The organism is Mesorhizobium sp. LNJC405B00 (assembly GCF_000502615.1).
Lineage (GTDB): Bacteria > Pseudomonadota > Alphaproteobacteria > Rhizobiales > Rhizobiaceae > Mesorhizobium.
In genome coordinates this window covers 22,256-42,337 of sequence record NZ_AYWC01000004.1, presented here as the reverse complement: position 1 = coordinate 42,337, position 20,082 = coordinate 22,256, and the positions used below count along the sequence as shown (strand labels likewise).

At 64.0% G+C, this 20,082-nt stretch carries 17 protein-coding genes and 2 pseudogenes; 9 read left to right on the top strand and 10 right to left on the bottom strand.

From position 1 onward, the window contains the following. The first annotated feature begins 3 nt into the window (after nt 1-3). Entirely contained in the window at nt 4-798 is a 795-nt protein-coding gene (locus X756_RS155955) for a L,D-transpeptidase (RefSeq protein ID WP_023699596.1), read from the top strand. Between the two features lie 78 nt (nt 799-876). Here X756_RS155955 and X756_RS155960 read toward each other — a convergent pair whose 3' ends face one another. Further along, nucleotides 877-2,352, bottom strand: coding sequence for an esterase-like activity of phytase family protein (locus X756_RS155960; protein WP_023729334.1), 1,476 nt, complete (start codon nt 2,350-2,352; stop codon nt 877-879). A gap of 224 nt (nt 2,353-2,576) precedes the next feature. Between X756_RS155960 and X756_RS155965 the strand changes: the two genes are divergently transcribed. Next, nucleotides 2,577-2,891: a hypothetical protein gene (locus X756_RS155965; protein ID WP_023712452.1), complete on the top strand. Its 315-nt coding sequence runs from the start codon at nt 2,577-2,579 to the stop codon at nt 2,889-2,891. Between the two features lie 24 nt (nt 2,892-2,915). On the opposite strand, the gene X756_RS155970 is transcribed toward X756_RS155965, so the two are convergent. Continuing rightward, entirely contained in the window at nt 2,916-3,941 is a 1,026-nt protein-coding gene (locus X756_RS155970) for a LacI family DNA-binding transcriptional regulator (protein WP_023712453.1), read from the bottom strand. Nucleotides 3,942-4,135: 194 nt separating this feature from the next. On the opposite strand from X756_RS155970, the gene X756_RS155975 reads away from it, so the two are divergent. From X756_RS155975 to X756_RS155995, 5 genes are all read left to right on the top strand, one after another. Beyond that, nucleotides 4,136-5,167 carry a Gfo/Idh/MocA family oxidoreductase gene (locus tag X756_RS155975; RefSeq protein ID WP_023729333.1) on the top strand — a complete coding sequence of 344 codons (1,032 nt, stop codon included), beginning with the start codon at nt 4,136-4,138 and terminating at the stop codon, nt 5,165-5,167. Next, a complete protein-coding gene (locus tag X756_RS155980) occupies nt 5,164-6,072 on the top strand; it encodes a sugar phosphate isomerase/epimerase (protein ID WP_023750934.1) in 909 nt (302 codons plus the stop codon). Before X756_RS155975 ends, X756_RS155980 begins: the two co-directional genes overlap by 4 nt. A gap of 116 nt (nt 6,073-6,188) precedes the next feature. Next, nucleotides 6,189-7,202, top strand: coding sequence for a substrate-binding domain-containing protein (locus X756_RS155985; RefSeq protein WP_023682113.1), 1,014 nt, complete (start codon nt 6,189-6,191; stop codon nt 7,200-7,202). An 86-nt stretch (nt 7,203-7,288) separates the two neighbouring features. Next, nucleotides 7,289-8,086 (top strand): ATP-binding cassette domain-containing protein, encoded by a 798-nt coding sequence (locus X756_RS155990; RefSeq protein WP_023668308.1) that lies wholly within the window; start codon nt 7,289-7,291, stop codon nt 8,084-8,086. Continuing rightward, entirely contained in the window at nt 8,083-9,123 is a 1,041-nt protein-coding gene (locus X756_RS155995) for an ABC transporter permease (RefSeq protein ID WP_023725342.1), read from the top strand. Before X756_RS155990 ends, X756_RS155995 begins: the two co-directional genes overlap by 4 nt. A gap of 318 nt (nt 9,124-9,441) precedes the next feature. Here X756_RS155995 and X756_RS1000000170525 read toward each other — a convergent pair. From X756_RS1000000170525 to X756_RS156000, 3 genes and pseudogenes are all read right to left on the bottom strand, one after another. Then, a pseudogene (locus tag X756_RS1000000170525) lies at nt 9,442-11,133 on the bottom strand (3'-5' exonuclease); the annotation flags it as partial. Between the two features lie 220 nt (nt 11,134-11,353). Then, a pseudogene (locus X756_RS1000000170520) lies at nt 11,354-12,199 on the bottom strand (UvrD-helicase domain-containing protein); the annotation flags it as partial. Between the two features lie 80 nt (nt 12,200-12,279). Next, nucleotides 12,280-13,116 carry a DUF2059 domain-containing protein gene (locus X756_RS156000; protein ID WP_023729332.1) on the bottom strand — a complete coding sequence of 279 codons (837 nt, stop codon included), beginning with the start codon at nt 13,114-13,116 and terminating at the stop codon, nt 12,280-12,282. 269 nt (nt 13,117-13,385) lie between these two features. Here X756_RS156000 and X756_RS156005 point away from each other — a divergent pair, with 269 nt between their 5' ends. Beyond that, a complete protein-coding gene (locus X756_RS156005) occupies nt 13,386-15,698 on the top strand; it encodes a glucose/quinate/shikimate family membrane-bound PQQ-dependent dehydrogenase (RefSeq protein ID WP_023729331.1) in 2,313 nt (770 codons plus the stop codon). 116 nt (nt 15,699-15,814) lie between these two features. Here X756_RS156005 and X756_RS1000000168690 read toward each other — a convergent pair whose 3' ends face one another. Next, the gene (locus tag X756_RS1000000168690; RefSeq protein WP_155922556.1) at nt 15,815-16,327 is read right to left on the bottom strand and encodes a hypothetical protein; all 513 of its coding nucleotides are present in this window, start codon (nt 16,325-16,327) and stop codon (nt 15,815-15,817) included. A gap of 91 nt (nt 16,328-16,418) precedes the next feature. On the opposite strand from X756_RS1000000168690, the gene X756_RS156010 reads away from it, so the two are divergent. Then, nucleotides 16,419-17,324, top strand: a complete 906-nt coding sequence (locus X756_RS156010; protein WP_023729329.1) for a dienelactone hydrolase family protein — start codon at nt 16,419-16,421, stop codon at nt 17,322-17,324. Nucleotides 17,325-17,327: 3 nt separating this feature from the next. Here the strand turns inward: X756_RS156010 and X756_RS156015 are convergent, their stop codons facing one another. From X756_RS156015 to X756_RS156030, 4 genes are all read right to left on the bottom strand, one after another. Further along, entirely contained in the window at nt 17,328-17,777 is a 450-nt protein-coding gene (locus tag X756_RS156015; RefSeq protein ID WP_023668313.1) for a response regulator, read from the bottom strand. Next, complete coding sequence (locus X756_RS156020; RefSeq protein WP_023668314.1) at nt 17,774-18,922, bottom strand: histidine kinase dimerization/phosphoacceptor domain -containing protein; 1,149 nt, start codon at nt 18,920-18,922, stop codon at nt 17,774-17,776. Before X756_RS156020 ends, X756_RS156015 begins: the two co-directional genes overlap by 4 nt. A gap of 259 nt (nt 18,923-19,181) precedes the next feature. Further along, entirely contained in the window at nt 19,182-19,379 is a 198-nt protein-coding gene (locus tag X756_RS156025) for a hypothetical protein (RefSeq protein ID WP_013531006.1), read from the bottom strand. A 146-nt stretch (nt 19,380-19,525) separates the two neighbouring features. Further along, nucleotides 19,526-20,011: a thioesterase family protein gene (locus X756_RS156030; RefSeq protein ID WP_023712460.1), complete on the bottom strand. Its 486-nt coding sequence runs from the start codon at nt 20,009-20,011 to the stop codon at nt 19,526-19,528. Between the last annotated feature and the right edge of the window lie 71 nt (nt 20,012-20,082).

Here is a 20,082-nt window from a genome sequence, read left to right as displayed (position 1 = left end):
ATCATGTCCGACAATCCGCTTTTTTCCGAGCGCCTGAACCGGCGCGCGTTTCTTGGAATATCCGCTTTGGGTGCCGCTTCCATGGCGCTTTCAGCCTGCACCACGACCGATGTCGTGGTGCCGCCAACGCCGGCGCCGGCACCCGCACCCGAGCCCGCTTTCGGCGATGCCGCCACCATGTATTCGGCGCGCGTCGATGAGGGCTTTTCATTGCCGGCAATCCCCGTGGCCAAGCTCGATCCGAAGTTCGTGCGCCAGATCGTGGACGATCCGACCGGCGAAAAACCCGGCACGATCGTTGTCGATACATCCGAGCATTTTCTCTATCTGGTGCGCGACGGCGGCAAGGCAATGCGCTATGGCGTCAGCCTCGGCAAGGCCGGGTTTGGCTGGACCGGCAGCGCCGTGATCCAGGCGCGCAAGAAATGGCCGGTGTGGACGCCGCCGCCCGAAATGATCCAGCGCCGGCCGGAACTGGCGAAATATAAGGACGGCATGCCGCCGGGACCGCAGAGCCCGCTCGGCGCGCGTGCGCTCTATCTGTTCCGCGACGGCAAGGACACGATGTACCGGCTGCACGGCACGCCGGAATGGGATTCCATCGGCAAGAACGCGTCGTCGGGCTGCGTGCGCTTCATGAACCAGGACATCATCGACCTCTACAGCCGGGTCAACGGCGTAGCCCAGGTCTATGTGCGCCCGAACCTGTCGGCCGCGGGCAAGATCATGGCTGTGTCGAGCCGGACCGCCGAGCCGATCGATGCCGGCGTGCCAAGGGATGCGGAGATTTTGAAATAGGTGCCTTCACGGCATCGCTGATCGCCGACAAACGGTTAGAGGCGGACGCGCCGGGCGCGTCCGCCTTTCCGTATACGGCTACTTGTTGGCGAGGCCCGGAAGCGTGACCTGATAGACCAGGAACATGGTGTCGACATCGGCGCCGTCGTCGGCCTTGTAGGGCGCGCCGACCTGAAAACCGTCTTGGGTGAGAAAGTCGTTATCGTTGCCGACGAACAGGAAATAGTCGTCGGGCAGCGCCGGATCGAGCACGCTGACCACAGACATTGCTTCCCACTTCTCCGACAGATTGTTCTTGTCGTTGGGCTTGCCGTCATGCAGGCCGAAACGGCCAAGTTCCTTGTTGTCGTTGATGTCGATGAACGGCGTCAGCCTGGCCGGGGTCACCGAGGGGTCGAGCACGCCCTTGGGCGCCAGCGGCTTGTCGGCGGCATCGAAGGCGCCGCCGGCAATGTCGGTGGCGCCAGAGACGTCGACGACGAAAATCTGGCGCAGCAGCGAAGTATCGCCCTTCACCCCCTGGCCGTTTCCGCTGTCGCGCGCCAGCATCAGGAAGGTCTTGTCGGACAGCGCCACGATTTCGCTCTGCGCGGCGACCTTGGTCTTGTCCTTGGCGTCCTTGAACACCGGCAGCGGCACGGCATATTCATGCACCAGCTTGAGATGGGCCGGGTCGGAGGCGTCATAGACCAGCGCACGGGTGTTCTGGCGCGTCGCGGGCGAATCGCCGCCATCCTGGCGGGGCGCCGACTGCAGCACAGCGATCAGCGACTTGCCGTCCGGCGTCAGCGCCATGCCTTCGAGGCCTTGATTGTTCTGGCGGCCGGTTTCGGGATCCTTCGGATCGGGTTCGGCTGCACCGGGGCCCGGATTGTCGGAGGCGAAGTTCGGCGCGCCCTTGCGCATCGGCACCAAAGCGGCGGGCGGCTGCGTTGCCGACAACAGATGGCCGTCGGCCGAGAAGCGGTAGATGTTGGGGCCGTATTCGTCAGAGATGAACATGGTGCCGTCGGGCAGCCGCGCGATCGCCTCATTGTCGAGCGCCAGCTTGCCATTGGCCTCGGGCAGGATCGGCAGGTCGCCATTGGCCGCGCGCACGCCGTTGAGCGGATCGAGGCCGGTGGCGTCAGCGCCCTTGTCGTCGGTGAGGAGCAGGGAATCGGCAAGCGTCGCCTTGACGCCTGTCTGTTCCTGGCCGGAGGTGGGCGTGGCGCCTAGTGCTACCGGCGTGAACTCGATGCGAATAGTGTTGAGGCGCGGCCGGTAATCGGTGGTGCCGACGACATTGTAGCCACGGTCCGGCAGCAACCAGAGCGAGCCCTTGTAGCCGTCCGCGCCACGGGTCCAGCTTGCGGCGTCGATGGACATGCCGGAGCCGGAGCCGAAGGTCTCGCCGAACTTGTCCTTCTGATCGGCCGGAATGCGGCCGACGCCGACCAGGCCCTTGTTGACGAAGCCACCAACGGTGGCGGTGCTGTCGGCAAGGGCAGGGGTCAGGGCGGTAAACAGCGCCAGCGCGGCGCCGAGCGACACGGTTCGGTGCAGATTTTTCATGGGATAACCTCTTTGTGACGGAACGGGCCGGAACGGCCGGATGACGAAGCCGCCGCAATCGACGATGCCGCGCCCACCGATGAGCGGTCTAGGACGCGAAGATGATAGTTGCGTGACAGACCGTGTCGCACGCGCTCCGGAACCATTTTCCAGCCTGATCCGTTGCACGCGAGCCCAAGCGTCGCCTGCGATGGCCGGTCGAGCCCCGGGCCCAGGAGGGATAAATGGGTTTCGATCAGTATCACGAGCCACCGGAAGAACTGACGCAGGAGGTGCGGACCTTTGCCCGCATGATCACCTCGTTGATCGAAGAGGCCGAGGCGATCAGCTGGTACGAACAGCGCATGTCGGTCGAGAAAGACCCTCAGGCCAAGGCGATCATGAAGAACGCGCAAGGCGAGGAGTTCAAGCATTTCGGCATGGATCTGGAATTCCTGCTGCGCCAGAAGAAAGACTGGCGCACGGAACTGAAGGAAATCCTGTTCACCACCGGCGACATCGTTAAGGCCGGCGAGCGGGGCGAGAAGAAGGTGGATTGAGGCCCGCCGGCCTTCCGCGGCGGATCAATCGCTGTCGCGGGCGATCAGCTCCAGCGGCCAGACTTCGCGGATGATGCGCGGACCTTCCGGGCCGGCAAAGGCGGGAAGCGAGGCCAGCAACATTTCGGCCAGCCGCCGGCCCATCGGCTCCAGCGACGGACGGAAGGCGGTCAGCGCCGGCGAGAAATAACGGCAGAGCGGCGTGTCGACGATGACGATCACCGCGATGTCGTGGCCGGGCCTGATGCCCATTTCGGCCAGTGCCTTGCAGCCGCCGAGCGCCATTGCGTCATTGTTGAAGATGATGGCTGTGGGCCGGTCCTTGGAGAGCATCACGCGCGGCGTCACCTGGTAGCCTCCGGCCTCGTTGATGAAGCCGTCAGCGATCAGGCCGGGGTCGACTTCGATGCCATGCCGCTCCAGCGCCTTGCGGTAGCCGTCGAGGAACAGGTAGCCGAAGTTGAGATCAAGCGAAGGGCGGATGGCGGCAATGCGGCGGTGGCCGCGCGCGACCAGCCGGTCGACGGCTTCATCACCCGCCCTCTCGAAATCTATATCGAGCGAAGGATAGGTGTCGTCGCCGGATTGACTTCGGCCAAGCGTGGCGAAGGGAAAGCCGGCCTTGCTGAGATAGTCGATCCGATCGTCTTCCCGCCGTGTATTGGCCAACACGACCGCGTCGGCCCGGCGCGTCTCAACAACGCGGCGCAGCCTCTCCTGCTGATATTGACCGGGCTCACCCATGACGACCATCAAATCCAGGCCATACTCGGCAAGCCGGCCTTGCAGACCGATCAGGAACGGGATGAAGAACGGTTCGCCATATTGCTGGTCGCCCGGATGCGGCTGCAGCATGAAGGCGATCGAATGGGTGGTGCCTTGCCGCAGGCTGCGGCCGGACTGGTTGGGCGAATAGTTCAATTGCTTGGCGGCGGCGAGCACGCGCTGGCGGGTGTCGGCATTGACGTCGGCGCGGCCGTTCAACGCCCGCGACACGGTGCCGATCGAAATGTTCAGGTGACGCGCGAGGTCATGGATGCTGGACGCCAAGGACAGTTCTCCCCCTGTCTTGGCTAGCACCGGCTGCCGCCCAGGCCAAGGCTTCGGGATGATTTTCGCTGGCAGCCGATTGACATTCTACGCCATCGGGTGTGTTCTCGTAAACGTTTACGGAAAAGCGTTTACGGTGATGCCGGAAATGCCGTGACATTCGGTCTGGAGGGACCGGACGGGAGGAATGCCGGATGATGAATGCCGTCCTCGTCGGCTGTGGTGCGATGAGCAAGGCCTGGCTCGATGCCGCGAGGCAGATCGGCGGGTTGGCCATTGTCGGACTTGTCGATCTCGACGCCGAACGGGCGCGGGCGAGGGCACGCGAATACGGGCTCGATCGCGCCGTCATCGGCACCAGCCTCGATCAGGTTCTCGACCAGACCAGGCCCGACGCGGTGTTCGATGTCGTGGTTCCAGCCGCCCGGCGTGATGTCGCCTTTGCCGCCTTTGCCCATAATTGCCATCTGCTGACGGAAAAGCCGCTGGCCGATACTCCAGAAAATGCGCGCGCCATCGTCGATGCGGCACGTAACGCGGGGCGTATCCATGCGGTCGTGCAGAACCGCCGCTACGTCGCCAATGTCCGGCGCATCAGGCGCTTTCTCGACTCCGGCGCCATCGGCAAGCCAACCAGCATCCATGCCGATTTCTTCGTCGCGCCGCATTTCGGCGGCTTCCGCGAGGAGATGGCGCATGTGCTTTTGCTCGACATGGCGATCCATACTTTCGACGCCGCCCGCTACATGGTCGGCGGCGATCCCGCCGGCGTCTTTTGCCAGGAATGGGAGCCGGCGAATTCCTGGTACCGGCAGGGATCGTCGGCCAGCGCTATCTTCGATCTCGGCGGCGGCAAGGTGTTCACCTACGCAGGCTCTTGGTGCGCGGCGGGCTTCCGCACCAGCTGGGAGAGCACGTGGCGCATCGTCGCCGAGCACGGCAGCCTGGTCTGGGACGGCGAGGACGGACTGAAGGCCGAGGTTGTGTTGTCGGTCCGCGACGGCCTGTTCGACCTGACCCAGCCCATCACAGTACCGCCGCTCGATTCCGCCGACCGCGTCGGCGGTCATCTCGGCATCATCAAGGATTTCATCCACGCCATCGAGACCGGCAGCGAGCCGGAAACCCGTGGCAGCGACAACATCAAAAGCCTGGCCATGGTTTTTGGCGCCATCGAAAGCGCCGAGACCGGACGGCGCGTCGCAATCACACAGGAAGCATCATGATGCCAAACCCGCTTCTCGACATCCGCATCGGCACCATGGTGCGGGCCAATCTCGAAGACCCGGCCGCCTACATCAAAGAGATTCTGCCGCTCGGCTTCGAGAGCATCCAGCCCTTCTTCTGGCAGACGCTGGGCGGCAAGGATTTGGCGCGGCTCGCCGGTGAGATTGGCGAGGCGATCGGCGATGCCGATGTCGCCGTGTCGTCGATCGGCGTGTTCGGCAATCCGCTGGAGGATGGCGAGGTCGATCGCGGCGTGCTCGCGGCCTGGGAAACCGTCATCGACAACGCGCATCTGTTCGGCGCCTCGACGGTCAGCGGCTTCACCGGCCGCCTTCGCGGCAAGAAGCTGACCGACAGCCTGCCGCGCTTCCGTGAGGTCTGGGGACCACTGGCCAAGCGCGCCGCCGACAAGGGCGTGCGCATTGCCTTCGAAAATTGCGCCATGGATGGCAACTGGGCGGCCGGCGACTGGAACATCGCCCACAATCCCGATGCCTGGGAGTTGATGTTCAACGAATTGCCCGACGACAATCTCGGCCTCGAATGGGAGCCCTGCCACCAGCTTGTCTACCTCATCGACCCGATGCCGCAGATCCGCAAATGGGCGCCGCGCATTTTCCATGTCCACGGCAAGGACGCGACGGTGCGCTGGGATGTGATCCGCGAGCACGGCGTGTTCGGCAAGCTGCCCTTCGTGCAGATGCGCACGCCCGGGTTTGGCGACAGCGACTGGACGCGGGTGATCAGCGAATTGCGGCTGGCCGGTTACAAGGGCGCCATCGACATCGAGGGCTGGCACGACCCGGTCTATCGCGGCGACCTCGAAATCACAGGCCAGGTGCGCGGGCTGGAATACCTCAAGCAATGCCGGGGAGGAGCGACCTACCTGCCGAACCCGGCGTGACCGAGGGCCGGTGGGAGGAGCCGGCCTGACAGATTGCCAAGCACTGCCGACAAGCACTGCCGACAGGCGAACGACGAAACCCCTCGGCTCACCGAGGACAAAAGGGAGGAACGTGCATGAGCATCGCAATGAGAACGACACTTCTGCGCTCGACCGTCGTGGCCGCCGCCACGGCGCTGTGCGCTGCCATCTCCACTCTGCCGGCGCAGGCGCTCGACGCCCAGTGGTGCAAGGATGTCCACATCCGCTTTTTCGTCGGCGGCGCCGAGGGCGACGCTTTCGGCACCATCGTCTACAATGGCGCCAAGCAGGCGGCGTCCGATCTCGGACCCAAGGTCGACTACATCTTCTCGCAGTGGGACGTCGAGAAGATGGTTCAGCAATTGCGCGAGGCCGTCGCCGTGAAGCCCAACGGCATTGCCATGATGGGCCATCCCGGCGACGCCGCGATCATGCCGCTGGCCGAACAGGCGCACAAGGACGGCATCAAGATGATGTACCAGAACGTGCCGGTGCCGACGGTGGTGGCTGCGTTCGGCGGCGGCTATGTGGGCGCCCAGCAGGAGCAGCAGGGCCGCGCGCTCGGCGTCGAAGCGTTCAAGCTCGGCAATCTCAAGTCCGGCGACAAGGCGATCATGATCGGCCCGTTCGAGAACGAGGCCCGCGGCGCGCGCGAGCGCGGCACGGTGGCAGCACTCAAGGAAGCCGGCGTCGAGGTCATCCAGCTGTCGTCGCCGCCGAGCGGCGAATGGGCGTCCGACCCCAATCTGGCGATACCGGTGATCACCGCGGCCCTGCTCAACAATCCCGACGTCAAGGCGGTCGGCTATCCCGGCGGCCAGATGCTGGGCAACGTCGCCACCTACATGCAGGCGGCGGGGCGCAAGCCGGGCGACATCTTCAATTTCGGCTTCGACACCAGCCCGCAGATCGTCGAGGCGTTCAAGGGCGGCTGGGTGCAACTAACGGCCGATCAGCAGCCGTTTCTGCAAGGCTATCTGCCGATCCTCAGCCTTTGCCAGCAGGTGGTGCTGGGCCTGGCGCCGATGAATGTCGACACTGGCGCCGGCTTCGTCACGCCGCAGAATTACGAGATCGTCGCCGAGCTCGCCAAGCAGGCGCTGCGCTGACCTCCCAAACTGCCGGCTGGGCGCAAGCCCGGCCGGCAGGACCGCCGGCACCAGGCCGGGATGATACCACAGGAGCGAGGATCGCCATGGCCGAACGCATCATCGAACTGCGCGACATCAGCAAATCCTATGGCCAGGTCTATGCGCTGGGCGGGGTCAATCTCTCGGTCGACCGCGGCGAGGTGGTTGGCCTGATCGGCGACAATGGCGCCGGCAAATCGACGCTGATCAAGATCCTGTCCGGCGTCGTCAAGCCGACCAGCGGCGAGATCCTGGTGCGCGGCAAGCCGGTGACCGGCTGGAGTGCGGCACGCTCGCGCGACGCCGGCATCGAGACGGTCTTCCAGGACCGGGCGCTGGCCGTGCAGCAGACCATTGTGCGCAATATCTTCATGGGCCGCGAACTCACCGGCTTCATGGGCTTTCTGAAGGTCAATAAAGAGATAGAGGAGGCGAGCCGGCTGATGCGCGAGATCGGCTTCACCTCGAAGGTGTTCACGCCGCACTCGATCGTCGGCCAGCTCTCGGGCGGCGAGCGCCAGGGCGTGGCGATCGCGCGCGCCATCTACAAGCAGGCCGAGCTGATCATCCTCGACGAGCCGACGACGGCGCTGTCGCTGACCGAGACCGCCAAGGTCTTCCATTTCGTGCGCCAGGTGCGGGCGAGCGGCCGTTCGATCCTGTTCATCGGCCACAACATCCACCATGTCTTCGACATCGCCGACCGCTTCGTGGTGATTGACCGCGGCAAGGTGGCGCTGACCGCCGATCGCACCGAGGTCAAGTCGGCCGAAGAGCTGATCAATTTCATGGAAGACGTTGCGCATCCCGGAGGATTGCCGGGGCTGCACGAGGCCGGCGACGCGGAGAGGGCAGCACGATGAGCAAGACCATGGAACCCGATCTGCAGAGCCCGCTCGGCGGCAAGGCAGCCCGGCCTGAGTGGAAGCACCCGTCCGACCATTGGCTGCGCGGTTTCGTCATCGACAACCGCGCAGCGCTCGGCACCCTCGCCGTGTTCATCATCATGATGGCGGCGTTCCTGATCGCCAACCCAACCGTGTTCACCACCTGGTATCTCTACAGATCCGTGCTGACCACGCTGCCCGTTGCGCTGTTCGTGGTGGTACCGCTGGTCTTCGTCGTCACTTGCGGCGAGATCGACCTGTCATTTCCCGCAACCATGGGCTTTGCCTCGTGGGTGTTCGCGCTGGTGGTGCAGGCCGGCTATGATCCGTTCCTCGGCATTGCTGCCGCACTCATCACCGGCACGCTGCTCGGCTTTCTCGTCGGATCACTGGTCGTTTATGGCGGGCTGTCGTCGCTGATTGCCACGCTCGGCATGAATTTCCTGCTGCGCGGCCTAATCCAGATCATCAACGAGGGCAGGTCGACGGCGCTGACCGGTCTCAGCGACAGCTGGGCGTACACCATCTTCTCCAGTCAGGTGTGGGGTTTTCCGGTGCAGGTCTTCTGGGCGCTCGCCTTCGTCATTTTGTCGGCGATGCTCTACAATCGCCACCGCTTCGGCGCGCAGGTGAGGGTGGTCGGCGACAACCCCGACAGCGCCCAGCAAATGGGCATCGACGTCAAGCGTGTGCGGGTGAAAGTGTTCATCTTCACCGGCATCGGGGCCGCGATCGCCGGCACGTTTTCGGTGATGATCAACTTCACCTGGTGGCCGACCGCGGGCGACGGCTATCTCCTGCCGGTGCTGGCGTCAGTGTTCGTCGGCGGCACGCCGACCTGGGGCGGCATCGGTACGGTTGCCGGTGGAGCGATCGGCGCGGTCACCGTGTCGTTCATCCAGACCGGCGTCGTGGCGGCGGGCCTGAGCGGCTTCTACGTCCAGTTCTTCAACGGGCTGATCATCATCCTGTCGCTGCTGGGGCACAAGTGGAACCAGGCGCGGTACAGGTGAGGGGCGGGCTAAATTGACGGGGACGCTCATGTTGCGGACCGCATGCCCCGACGACTGGGCAGACGCCCGTCGCTTCGTCATTCTAGGGCGGAGCAGGAGCGAAGCTCCGTCGCGTAGACCCTGGAATCCATTCCGCGACCTTGGAGTGCAGCTGCGCAGGATTCCGCACCGTGGCAACGCGTTGAAGACGCGGGATGGATCCTCGGGTCTACGCTGCGTCGCTACGCTCCTTGCTCCGCCCGTGGATGACGATGCGGGGAGGGCTCCGCCAGACTACAACAATGTGGTCGCTTGTAGGACAACAGGACAAGCGGGCGCTCACACCGCCGCGACGAACCCGTCGAGCACGCGTTTCTGGCCGGCCTTGTCGAAGTCGATGGTCAGCTTGTTGCCTTCGATGTTGGAAATGTTGCCGTTGCCGAATTTCTGGTGGAAGACGCGGTCGCCGACACTAAAGGCTGACGGCGTGTCGGCGACGGATTTGGCGACCAGTTCGCCGTCGATGGTGCGGCCTTTGACCGAGGTGCGGCCGGCGCCGTAGCCGCTGTCGGTCTCGCCATAGCCGATGCGCTCGACCTGATGGCCGGAGCGCGAGCCCCAGTTGCGGTCGGTGGCCTCGGTGCGGTTGGCCTGCGCGCGCTGCCAGCCGGGCGTGGCATAGGTGTTGGAAAAGGCGCCGGATTTTTCCGCGCCGACATTGTCGAAGCGCGAGGCGCCGTAGGGGTTCTGCCGTCCTGCGCCCTGGCCGCCACGGCCCGACGCGAACGAACCGCCGCCATAGGTATTGCCGTAGCCGCCATAGGAGTTGCCGTTTTCGGCGACCTCGACATGGGCTTCCGGCAGTTCGTCCAGGAAGCGCGACGGGATGGTCGATTGCCACAGGCCGTGGATGCGGCGGTTGGAGACGAACCACAAATGCAGGTTCTTCTTGGCCCGGGTCAGGCCGACATAGGCGAGACGGCGCTCTTCCTCCAGGCCGGAGCGGCCGCCTTCGTCCAGCGCGCGCTGGTGCGGAAACAGGCCTTCCTCCCAGCCGGGGAGGAACACGGTCTCGAATTCGAGGCCCTTGGCCGAATGCAGCGTCATGATGTTGACGGCGTCAAGCTCGGCGTTCTGCTCGGCGTCCATGACCAGCGCGACATGCTCGAGGAAGGAGCGCAGCGATTCGTACTCCTCCATCGAGCGGATCAGCTCTTTCAGGTTTTCCAGCCGGCCCGGCGCCTCGACCGAACGGTCGTTCTTCCACATGTCGGTGTAGCCGCTCTCCTCCAGAATGGTCTCGGCGAGCTCGGTGTGTGGCGTGGTTTCCAGCGCCTTCTGCCAGCGCTCGAAATTGGCCGCCACTTCGCGCAAGGCCGCGCGCGGCTTGGGCTTCAGCTCATCGCTTTCCGCGAGCTTGGCCGCGGCCTCCAGCATCGGGATGCGCAAGCTCCGCGCCGTGTCGTGGATCTGCCGGATGGTGGCTTCACCCAGGCCGCGCTTGGGGACATTGACGATGCGCTCGAAGGCGAGGTCGTCGGCGCCTTGGGCGACGACGCGGAAAAAGGCCAGCGCATCGCGGATTTCCATGCGCTCATAAAAACGCGGGCCGCCGATGACGCGGTAATTGAGGCCGAGCGTGACGAAGCGGTCTTCGAATTCGCGCATCTGGAAGGAGGCGCGGACCAGGATGGCCATGTCGTTCAGCTTGTGCTTGGCACGCTGGTAGGTCTCGATGGTTTCGCCGACGGCGCGGGCTTCCTCCTCGGAATCCCAAGCGGCGTGAACATGCACCTTCTCGTCGTCCTCGGCGACCTTCTCGGTGAACAGCGTCTTGCCGAAGCGACCCTCATTGTGGGCGATGAGGTGCGAGGCGGTGCCGAGGATGTGCGCCGTCGAGCGGTAGTTGCGTTCCAGCCGGATGATGGTGGCGCCCGGGAAATCCTTGTCGAAGCGCAGGATGTTGTCGACCTCGGCGCCACGCCAGCCATAGATGGACTGGTCGTCGTCGCCGACGCAGCAAATATTCACGCTCACGGGCTGTTCCGCGCCTGCCGGCGCGGGCCTTCCGCCCCCTCTTTTTTGCGCGCCTTCGGCGTCGCGGGAGTCGCCTCGCAACGGCTCGGACGCCCGGTCGGGCTTGCGGCCTTCGGCCGATCGCGCTTTACCCTCCCCTGGATGGGGAGGGTCGCCGCGAAGCGGCGGGGAGGGGTGACTGGCGCCGGCGCTGCCANGGCGCGACCTCCCCCATCGAGGGGGAGGTAGGCCGCTGCGCCAGCAGCCGCAGCCACATGTATTGCGCGGTGTTGGTGTCCTGGTATTCGTCGACGAGGATGTATTTGAAGCGCTTGTGGTATTCCTTCAGCACGTCCGGATTGGCGCGGAAGATGCGGATCGGGTGGCAGAGCAGATCGCCGAAGTCGCAGGCGTTCAGCGTCTTCAGCCGCTCCTGATAGGCCTTGTAGAGTTCCCGGCCCTTGCCGTTGGCGAAGCTGCGCGCGTCGCCCTCGGCAATGTCGGCGGGGCCTTGGCCCTTGTTCTTCCAGCCGTCGATCATCTGCGCGAACTGCTTGGCCGGCCAGCGCTTGTCGTCGAGGCCTTCGGCCTGGATCAGCTGCTTGATCAGCCGTACGACGTCGTCGGTGTCGAGGATGGTGAAATCGGATTTGAGCCCGGCCAGCTCGGCGTGGCGGCGCAAGAGCTTGACGCCGATGGAGTGGAAGGTGCCGAGCCACGGCATGCCCTCGACGGCTTCGCCGACGAGATGGCCGATGCGCTGCTTCATCTCGCGCGCGGCCTTGTTGGTGAAGGTCACCGCCAGGATCTGCGAGGGGAAAGCCCTGCCGGTGGCCAGGATATGGGCGATGCGGGTGGTCAGCACGCGGGTCTTGCCGGTGCCGGCGCCGGCCAGCACCAGGACCGGGCCTTCGGTGGTTTCCACCGCCAGCCGCTGCTCGGGGTTGAGGCCGTTGAGATAATCGGGCCCGCTGTTGGGGCCGCTGCGGGCCGCCATGGCGCGCGCGGCTATGCCCGACGGGGCCGCGGGCCGCGCATTGGGTTCGTCAAAAAAGGGCATGTCTTCCGCAAAGCCGGACATCTCCCCCGAATGTAGTGATTCGGGAGCGAAAGACCAGAAGTGTCTACGTTTTGTTCTGCTAAAGTGCCTGATACTGCGGCTCAGGCCTTTCGGTAACCGAGCGCGACGAACAATCGATGTCCGAACGAGCGCGCTTCCTCTGTCATCACCATGCCAAAGGCCGTCAGCATCTGGTCGTAATAGCGGCTGCCCGCGGGTGACTCCAGGAATGTCGAGTACAGTCTGAGATCGCCGAGCGGGAGATCCCGGTACGTATAAGCGCTACCCTGCATGGCATTCTGTTCGATGTTCTGGCGAATTTTCACGGATTGCTGACGCACCAGCGCCATGATCTGTTCGTCCGACAGAGGCTTTCCGGCTGCGCCCAGCATCCCCGTAACCATCGCGTAGCTCATGTTCAGCGCTATCGCCTCGCCGGTGTCGACAGCGCTGATATCGTCGACGATCTTGCGGTACAATTCGAGCCGGGCAGGATCCTTGGTCGGAAGCTCGGCGAGGATTTGCTTGCCCTCTGTCTTCTTGCTTTGCCTGCCTTCCGGGCCAGACGACTGAATTTCCAAAGCGGTGACGTGCTTGCCCAACGGGGAAGCGTAAAACGCTGCGAGGTCGGACAGATCGGTGGCCGACAGCCTGTCCGCCATCCGCGATTCGATGGCAGTCTCCATTTTGACTGCGTCGAAGGCGCCTTCCAGCGCGACCGACAAGGCGTCCTGGAAATTTGCCGGTAACGGTTCGGGTATGGATTTCGTGGCTGCGGCGATGCCGGGACCGATGCCCATCAGCATCTCGTGAAAGCCGTTTGCCTTGTTGATCTCGCTAAGCGTCTGTGCCGGCGCGGCCACCGTGCCGGCCGTGAGCGCGACGAAGCTACAGAGGACAAGGACTACGCGCGTCAGAGGCGAGGCGAATGACGTCACTCTGGTTGCTCCTGATGGTTGGTCCAAAGCAGACTGCTGGAAAACCCGGATGCCGGCAAGGCGGGATTGCCACCTTGGCGTGTGGCCTCGAAAAACGCCCTGTTACGCAAGAGAGCCTGCGGCATGGCCTTTTGGTTTCGCCATGGATCGCTCCCCGGCGGCTTGACAGGCACGGCGGCCGGGAGAAGGTTGTACCGCCGGGGGCAGGATTGGCATACCTTTGCCCATGGCCGCGTCGCGGAATGCGCATCAGTCGAAGGAGTATCGTCTTGGATGTCGTCATCACCTCCCTCATCCTGTTCCTCATCGGCCTCGCACTTGGCGGCGGCGGCGTCTGGCTCGTGATGCTGGGCGGCAGCTGGTACTATGTCATCACCGGTCTCGCCTTCCTGATCGCCGCATGGCTGCTCTTCCGGCGCAAATCGACGGCGCTCTGGCTCTACGCGGCGATCGTGCTCGGCACGCTGGCCTGGGCGGTGTGGGAAATCGGCTTCGACTGGTGGGAACTCGGACCGCGCGGCGGCATCATCGTGCTTCTGGCGCTGTGGCTGCTGACGCCATGGGCAAGACGGGGCCTGACCGGCCCCGACGCGCGCGCGCCGCTCATTCTGGCCGTGCTGGCTTCGCTCGCCGTCGCCGGTTATTCGATGACGGCCGATCCCAAGGACATCGCCGGCGACCTCAGCGCCGACAAGGTGACGCCGACTGCCGATCTCGGCGGCAATGTGCCTCCGGGCGAATGGCATTTCTACGGCCGTACGCAATTTGGCCAGCGCTATTCGCCGCTCGACCAGATCACGCCCGACAATGTCGCCAAATTGCAGCCGGCCTGGACCTACCAGACCGGCGACGTGAAAGGGCCGGACGATGTCGGCGAAACCACCTACCAGGTGACGCCGCTGAAGGTGGGCGACTCGCTCTATATCTGCACGCCGCACAATTTCGCCATCGCCATCGATGCCGCCACCGGCAAGGAGAAATGGCGTTTCGATCCCAAGATCAAGCTCGACAAGGACCGCCAGCACCAGACCTGCCGCGGCGTGTCCTATTATGCCGATGCCAAGATCGCCGCCGGCCAGCCTTGCGCGACGCGCGTCTATCTGCCGACCTCGGATGCGCGGCTGATCGCGCTCGACGCCGCCAACGGCCAGGTCTGCCCGTCCTTCGCAGAGGCCGGCACGCTCAATCTGTTGACCAACATGCCGTATCCGAAGTCGGGCTATTATTACTCGACCTCGGCGCCGCTGATTGCCGGCGGCAAGATCATCATCGGCGGCGCGGTCAACGACAATTATTCGACGCAAGAGCCGTCCGGCGTCATCCGGGCCTTCGACGTCGACACCGGCGCCCTGGTGTGGAACTGGGATTCCGGCAATCCGGACCAGACAACGCCGCTGGCGGCAGGCCAGACCTACACCCACAACTCGCCCAACATGTGGTCGACGGCAAGCGCCGACGAGAAGCTCGGCCTGCTCTATGTGCCGCTCGGCAACCAGACGCCGGACCAGCTCGGGATGGGCCGCAGCGCCAATGTCGAGAAGTTTTCCTCCTCGATCACCGCGCTCGATCTGGCCACCGGACAAGTGCGCTGGGTGCGGCAGACCGTGCATCACGACCTCTGGGACATGGATGTGCCGGCACAGCCGACCCTGGTCGACATCACCACCGCTGCCGGCGTCGTTCCGGGCCTGGTTGGACCGACCAAGCAGGGCGACCTCTACGTGCTCGACCGGCGCAGCGGCGAGCCGATCATCCCGATCAAGGAAGTGCCGGCGCCGGGCGGCGCTGTCGAGGGCGATCACACGTCGCCGACGCAGCCGGTCTCGGATCTCTCCTTCAATCCGAGGCCGCTGACCGGCGCCGACATGTGGGGCATCACCATGTTCGACCAGCTGGCCTGCCGGATCGAATTCCAGGGTCTGCGCTACGAGGGCCGCTATACCCCGCCATCGGTGCAGGGCTCGCTGGTCTATCCCGGTAATTTCGGCACCTTCAACTGGGGCGGTGTCGCCGTCGATCCGGTGCGGCAGGTGATGTTCGGCATGCCGACCTATCTGGCGTTCAAATCGCAGCTCATTCCGCGCGACCAGGTGCCGCCCCCGGATGAGGGGCGCGGCAGCGAGCAGGGGCTGAACCGCAATGAGGGCGCACCCTATGCGGTGGTGATGGGGCCGTTCCTGTCGCCGCTCGGCGTGCCCTGCCAGGCGCCGCCATGGGGCTATGTGGCGGGAGCGGACCTCAGAACCGGCAAGATCGCCTACAAGCACCGCAACGGCACCGTCTATGACATGACGCCGTTGCCCTTGCCGCTGAAGGTCGGTGTTCCCGGCATTGGCGGGCCGATGATCACCGCCGGCGGCGTCGTCTTCCTGGGCGCGGCGGTCGACGACTATCTGCGCGCCTATGACCTGACATCGGGCAAGCAGCTCTGGCAGGCCAGGCTGCCGGCCGGTGGGCAGTCGACGCCGATGACCTACACCGTCGCCGACGGCCGCCAGTTCGTGGTCATCGTCGCCGGCGGCCACGGCTCGGTCGGCACCAAGCCGGGCGACTATGTGATGGCCTATACGCTGCCGAAGTAGCAGCGATGCGACTTAGGTAGGTGATCGGCCCGGCAGATATTCTGGCAATGTCGCGCCGCCCCTCATCTGCCTGCCGGCATCTTCTCCCCGTATAGTGACGGGGAGAAGGGGCAGCTTCAGCGTTGGCGCCCTTTCCTGCAACGCTGGCGATTGGCGAAATCATCGATGACGGCATCCTTCTCCCCGTCACTATACGGGGAGAAGTGCCCGGCAGGGCGATGAGGGGCAGCAGCAGCCTTGGTCAGCTTGCGTAAGAGATGGCCTTTGAGGCTGGGCACGGAGCCCAGTACTTCATTGGTTAGCTGCGGCCCTGTTTCGGCCTGCTGGATCAGCGTGGTGACGGCCGACGCCGGTCGACGCGGACATTCACCATCCGAGCGGCGGCTGCGGCAGCAGCGGAGCGCATTGCCAGCAAGGCAGCAACAGCAAGCACGAGCGCGCTTGCAAGGATCGGAGTAGACAAGGTCATGGCGTTGTTCCTTCTCGTCGGGCTCGCCGCTACGAGCGAGACCATCATCAGCTTCCTTCCATATTGTGGCGGCACCATCGACATTCTCTGAAATGACCAAAATGTGATGGGCGCGTTCCGCGGGGCCGCCGCATCGTTCGATGGCGCAAGCGTCACCCATCCGAGACTGGACCGTGCGAGCTTGCACCCTATCTTGATCCGCGAGTCATCCCGGAGTGACCGTGAGATCATCTCCTAACGAGGAGCACGCCATGACGAAACCCACCGCCGAAGCCGTCAAACCTGCCAAACCTGCCATCACCCAGGCGATGATCGATGCCTATGACGAATACACGCATCTGACGCTCGACCGCCGCCGCTTCATGGAACAGCTGACCAGGCTTGCCGGATCGGGCGCGGCGGCGGCCGCGATCGCGCCGCTGCTTGCGGCGAATTCGGCGCAGGCGGCAATCGTCGCCGACAACGATCCGCGCGTGAAGGCTGAAGATATCACCTATTCCGGCAGCAGCGGTGAGATGAAGGGCTATCTTGTCAGGCCGGCGGACCAGTCCGGCAAGCTCGGCACCGTCATCGTGGTGCATGAGAACAGGGGGCTCAACCCGCATATCAAGGATGTGGCGCGGCGCGTTGCGCTGGAGGGGTTCGTGGCGCTGGCCCCGGATTTCCTGTCGCCGCTCGGCGGCACGCCCGCCGACGAGGACAAGGCGCGCGACATGTTCACCAAGCTCGACGCCAGCCAGGTCACCGCCGATGGTGTGGCGACCATCGCCTATCTCAAGGGCGAGAAGGACGGCAACGGCAAGGTCGGTGCTGTCGGCTTCTGCTGGGGCGGCGGCACGGTCAACAATCTGGCGGTCAACGCGCCCGATCTCGCCGCCGGCGTCGCCTATTACGGCATGCAGCCGAAGGCCGAGGATGTGGCGAAGATCAAGGCGGCGCTGTTGCTGCACTATGCCGGGCTGGACGAGCGCATCGACGCCGGCATCGATGCCTACAAGAAGGCGCTCGACGCCGCCCATGTCGAATACACCGTCTATGTCTATGACGGCGTCAACCATGCCTTCAACAACGACACCTCGGCCGCGCGCTATGACAAGAAGGCAGCCGATCTCGCCTGGGGACGGACGATCGCTTTCCTCAAGGAGAAGCTGGCGTAAGCTTCAGGCCGCCGACGACGCCCATACGCTTTCATAGGCCGGCGACAGCGTAAAACCGGCCGGCAGCACCGAGACCGGGGGCGGGCGCCGCACGCCCTCCTGCAGATAGCGCAACGCCGACACCAGTCCGTTCATCGTGTAGGGCTTGGCGATGACGCCGATCGCGCCGGCGAAATGGTCGGGGATGCGTTTTGGATTGGCGGTCATGAACACCACCATGGAACGGTTACCCTCGCGGATATGCTCGGCAACCTCGACCCCGGTTGGTCCGTCGGCGAGGTGGATATCGACAAAGGCAATATCGGCATCGGCGGTATCAATCATACCTCTTGCTTCGGCCAACGATGTCGCCCAACCCACAACGCTGTGGCCGGCTTCCTCGACGAGGCTTTCCAGTTCCATCGCCAGCAACGCCTCATCCTCGACGATCAGGACCTTGAGCGGTTCGTTCATGACAGCTTCCCTTTCTGCTGCGGTTCGTTCGGCATCGAGATGACGACCTTTGTGCCCGGGCCGGCGTCGCGCCATTCGATGTCGGCATGCAACTGACGGGCAAGCGACTTGATCAGCCGCATGCCGAAAGAAGCATCGCCACTGGCCTCGGCCATGCCGACGCCGTCATCGGAAACCTCGATGTTGAAGTGGCCGTCGGGCTGGCTCATCTTGATGCCGATGCGCCCCGCGGTGGTGCCGTCCGGCTTTTCCTTGAAGGCATGCTTCAGCGCGTTGGTGACAAGCTCATTGACCATCAAGGCAACAGGCGTGGCTTTTTCGGCCGGAATGACGATGGGTTCGAGGTCCAGCGTCGGCTTGATCTCGGCGCGCCCCGATGCGGTCAGCAGGTCGGTGACCAGATCCCTGGCGAAATCCGAGACATCGAAGCGGCTGACATCCTTTGACTGGTAGAGACGGCGATGCACAGTGCTCAGCGCCTCGATGCGCTCCAGCATGGTGGTCAGGGATCGCTTCGTCGCTTCATCCTTGATTGCCCGGCTTTGCATGATGATCAGCGAGGAGATCATCTGCAGGTTGTTTTTCACCCGATGGTCGACCTCGTGCAGCAGCGTGGTCTGCGCCTCAAGGGCGGCCTCAAGCTCGCGTGTGCGTTCCTTGACAGCCTTTTCAAAACGGTTCTTGTCGGCGGTGATGCGATCCTCCGAGCGCTTGCGATCCGAGACGTCGAGCTGTGAGGCAAAGAAGAACAGGAGTTCGCCTTTGTCGTTGGAAACCGGGCTGATGTAGAGCGCATTCCAGAACGTCGAGCCGTCCTTGCGGTAGTTCAACAGATCGATGGCGATATCGGTTCCCGCTGCTATCGCGTCGCGCACGCTAGCCACAGCTGCCTTGTCTGTCTCTGGCCCCTGCAGGAAGCGGCAGTTCTTGCCCATGACCTCGTCGCGCTCGTAGCCGGTCAGGCGCAGGAACGCGTCATTGGCAAAGACGATCGGATTGTCCGCCTGACGGGGATCGGTGATGACCATCGACATGCGGGTGGCGCGGATGGCGGCCGCGAACGGATCGCCCTTGCCGTGCTCGGCATGCAGATTGTCCGTCATGTGCCATGCGTCGGCCGGTTCCCTGGTCCTTTTCCAGTCCATGCTTTCACTCCAAGCCGTTTTTCAGGGGTCACAACGGCTTAGACGTGGAATTGGTTCAATCTTGATCTTCTTGTCGCAGGCAGCCGTTTGCGAAACCGAATCGCCGGTTGCGCAAACTGTCGAAATGAACGGTTTTTGAAGGTTGTCGGATGCAGCCGATTCGCTGAAAGCGGGGCTGGCGCAGACCTTTGGAAATGATCAGGTCGCAATTGTCCGTGGCGGCGCTCGCCAGTGTCGGCTTCTCAGAGCAGGGGAAACGTCAGGCGTGGCCACGCTTCATGCGCGCCTGCTTCAGGATGGCGCGCCAGCGGATCATGTCGAAGGGGATTGGCTCGTTGTTGTTGGCGATGTGGAAGATCTCGTTGTTGACGTTCTTCAACGAGCGCCAGAAATCATAGTCGGTGATGCGCGGATCGGCAGCCAGCCTGTCCACCTCGACCTTGATGTCGGTTTTCATGCACGTTCCTCGAACCGCCTGTTGCCCGCCGCCCGCATCGCAACTCGCATGGCACCGTTCTCAAACGGTCCGCTGAGTCGTTCAATGGCTCAAATGGCTTGTTCACGTTAAAACCTTGGTAAGGTTAACGCGGGCGCAGCAGCGCTTCAAGCGGTCCTGCGGCGAATACCGATCGAACGGCCGGCGCGTTCGGGCATCGGCAGTGCAGAGTGGGCGGCGCGCATCGCTTCCACCTTGGCCTGCACGTCGGCGGGGAAGGGCGCGACTTTCGGCCCGGACATGTCGACATGCAGCGACAGGGTTTCGGAAGTGGCGGCGAGCCAGCCATCGACATGGCGGATTTCCTGGTAGGCCCGCAGCCGCTTGTCGTCGTGATCGATCAGCTGGAAGGATACGACGACCTTGTGTTCGAGGTGCAGTTCCTGGACATAGCAAACATGGACTTCGGCCGTGTAGATGGTCAGGCGCCGCTCTTTGACATAGTCCAGCCCCATGCCCATCGCCTCGAACGCCTCATCCGAGCAGCGGTCGAACAACACGTTGTAATAGGCCATGTTGAGATGGCCGTTGTAGTCGATCCAGTCCTTCTCGATGTCCATCGGTTTGGAAACGAAGGGGGCAGGGATGGGCATGGAAACTTCCTTGTTCTGGTGCTGGACCGAGTTCAGGTGCTGGACAGGGCGTGGCCGCTGAGACTAGAGCG

Coding starts and splice junctions, on each gene's coding strand:
- X756_RS155955 (WP_023699596.1), top strand. CDS start 4: ATGTCCGACAATCCGCTTTTTTCCGAGCGCCTGAACCGGCGCGCGTTT.
- X756_RS155960 (WP_023729334.1), bottom strand. CDS start 2,352: ATGAAAAATCTGCACCGAACCGTGTCGCTCGGCGCCGCGCTGGCGCTG.
- X756_RS155965 (WP_023712452.1), top strand. CDS start 2,577: ATGGGTTTCGATCAGTATCACGAGCCACCGGAAGAACTGACGCAGGAG.
- X756_RS155975 (WP_023729333.1), top strand. CDS start 4,136: ATGATGAATGCCGTCCTCGTCGGCTGTGGTGCGATGAGCAAGGCCTGG.
- X756_RS155980 (WP_023750934.1), top strand. CDS start 5,164: ATGATGCCAAACCCGCTTCTCGACATCCGCATCGGCACCATGGTGCGG.
- X756_RS155985 (WP_023682113.1), top strand. CDS start 6,189: ATGAGCATCGCAATGAGAACGACACTTCTGCGCTCGACCGTCGTGGCC.
- X756_RS155990 (WP_023668308.1), top strand. CDS start 7,289: ATGGCCGAACGCATCATCGAACTGCGCGACATCAGCAAATCCTATGGC.
- X756_RS155995 (WP_023725342.1), top strand. CDS start 8,083: ATGAGCAAGACCATGGAACCCGATCTGCAGAGCCCGCTCGGCGGCAAG.
- X756_RS1000000168690 (WP_155922556.1), bottom strand. CDS start 16,327: ATGGGTGACGCTTGCGCCATCGAACGATGCGGCGGCCCCGCGGAACGC.
- X756_RS156010 (WP_023729329.1), top strand. CDS start 16,419: ATGACGAAACCCACCGCCGAAGCCGTCAAACCTGCCAAACCTGCCATC.
- X756_RS156015 (WP_023668313.1), bottom strand. CDS start 17,777: ATGAACGAACCGCTCAAGGTCCTGATCGTCGAGGATGAGGCGTTGCTG.
- X756_RS156020 (WP_023668314.1), bottom strand. CDS start 18,922: ATGGACTGGAAAAGGACCAGGGAACCGGCCGACGCATGGCACATGACG.
- X756_RS156025 (WP_013531006.1), bottom strand. CDS start 19,379: ATGAAAACCGACATCAAGGTCGAGGTGGACAGGCTGGCTGCCGATCCG.
- X756_RS156030 (WP_023712460.1), bottom strand. CDS start 20,011: ATGCCCATCCCTGCCCCCTTCGTTTCCAAACCGATGGACATCGAGAAG.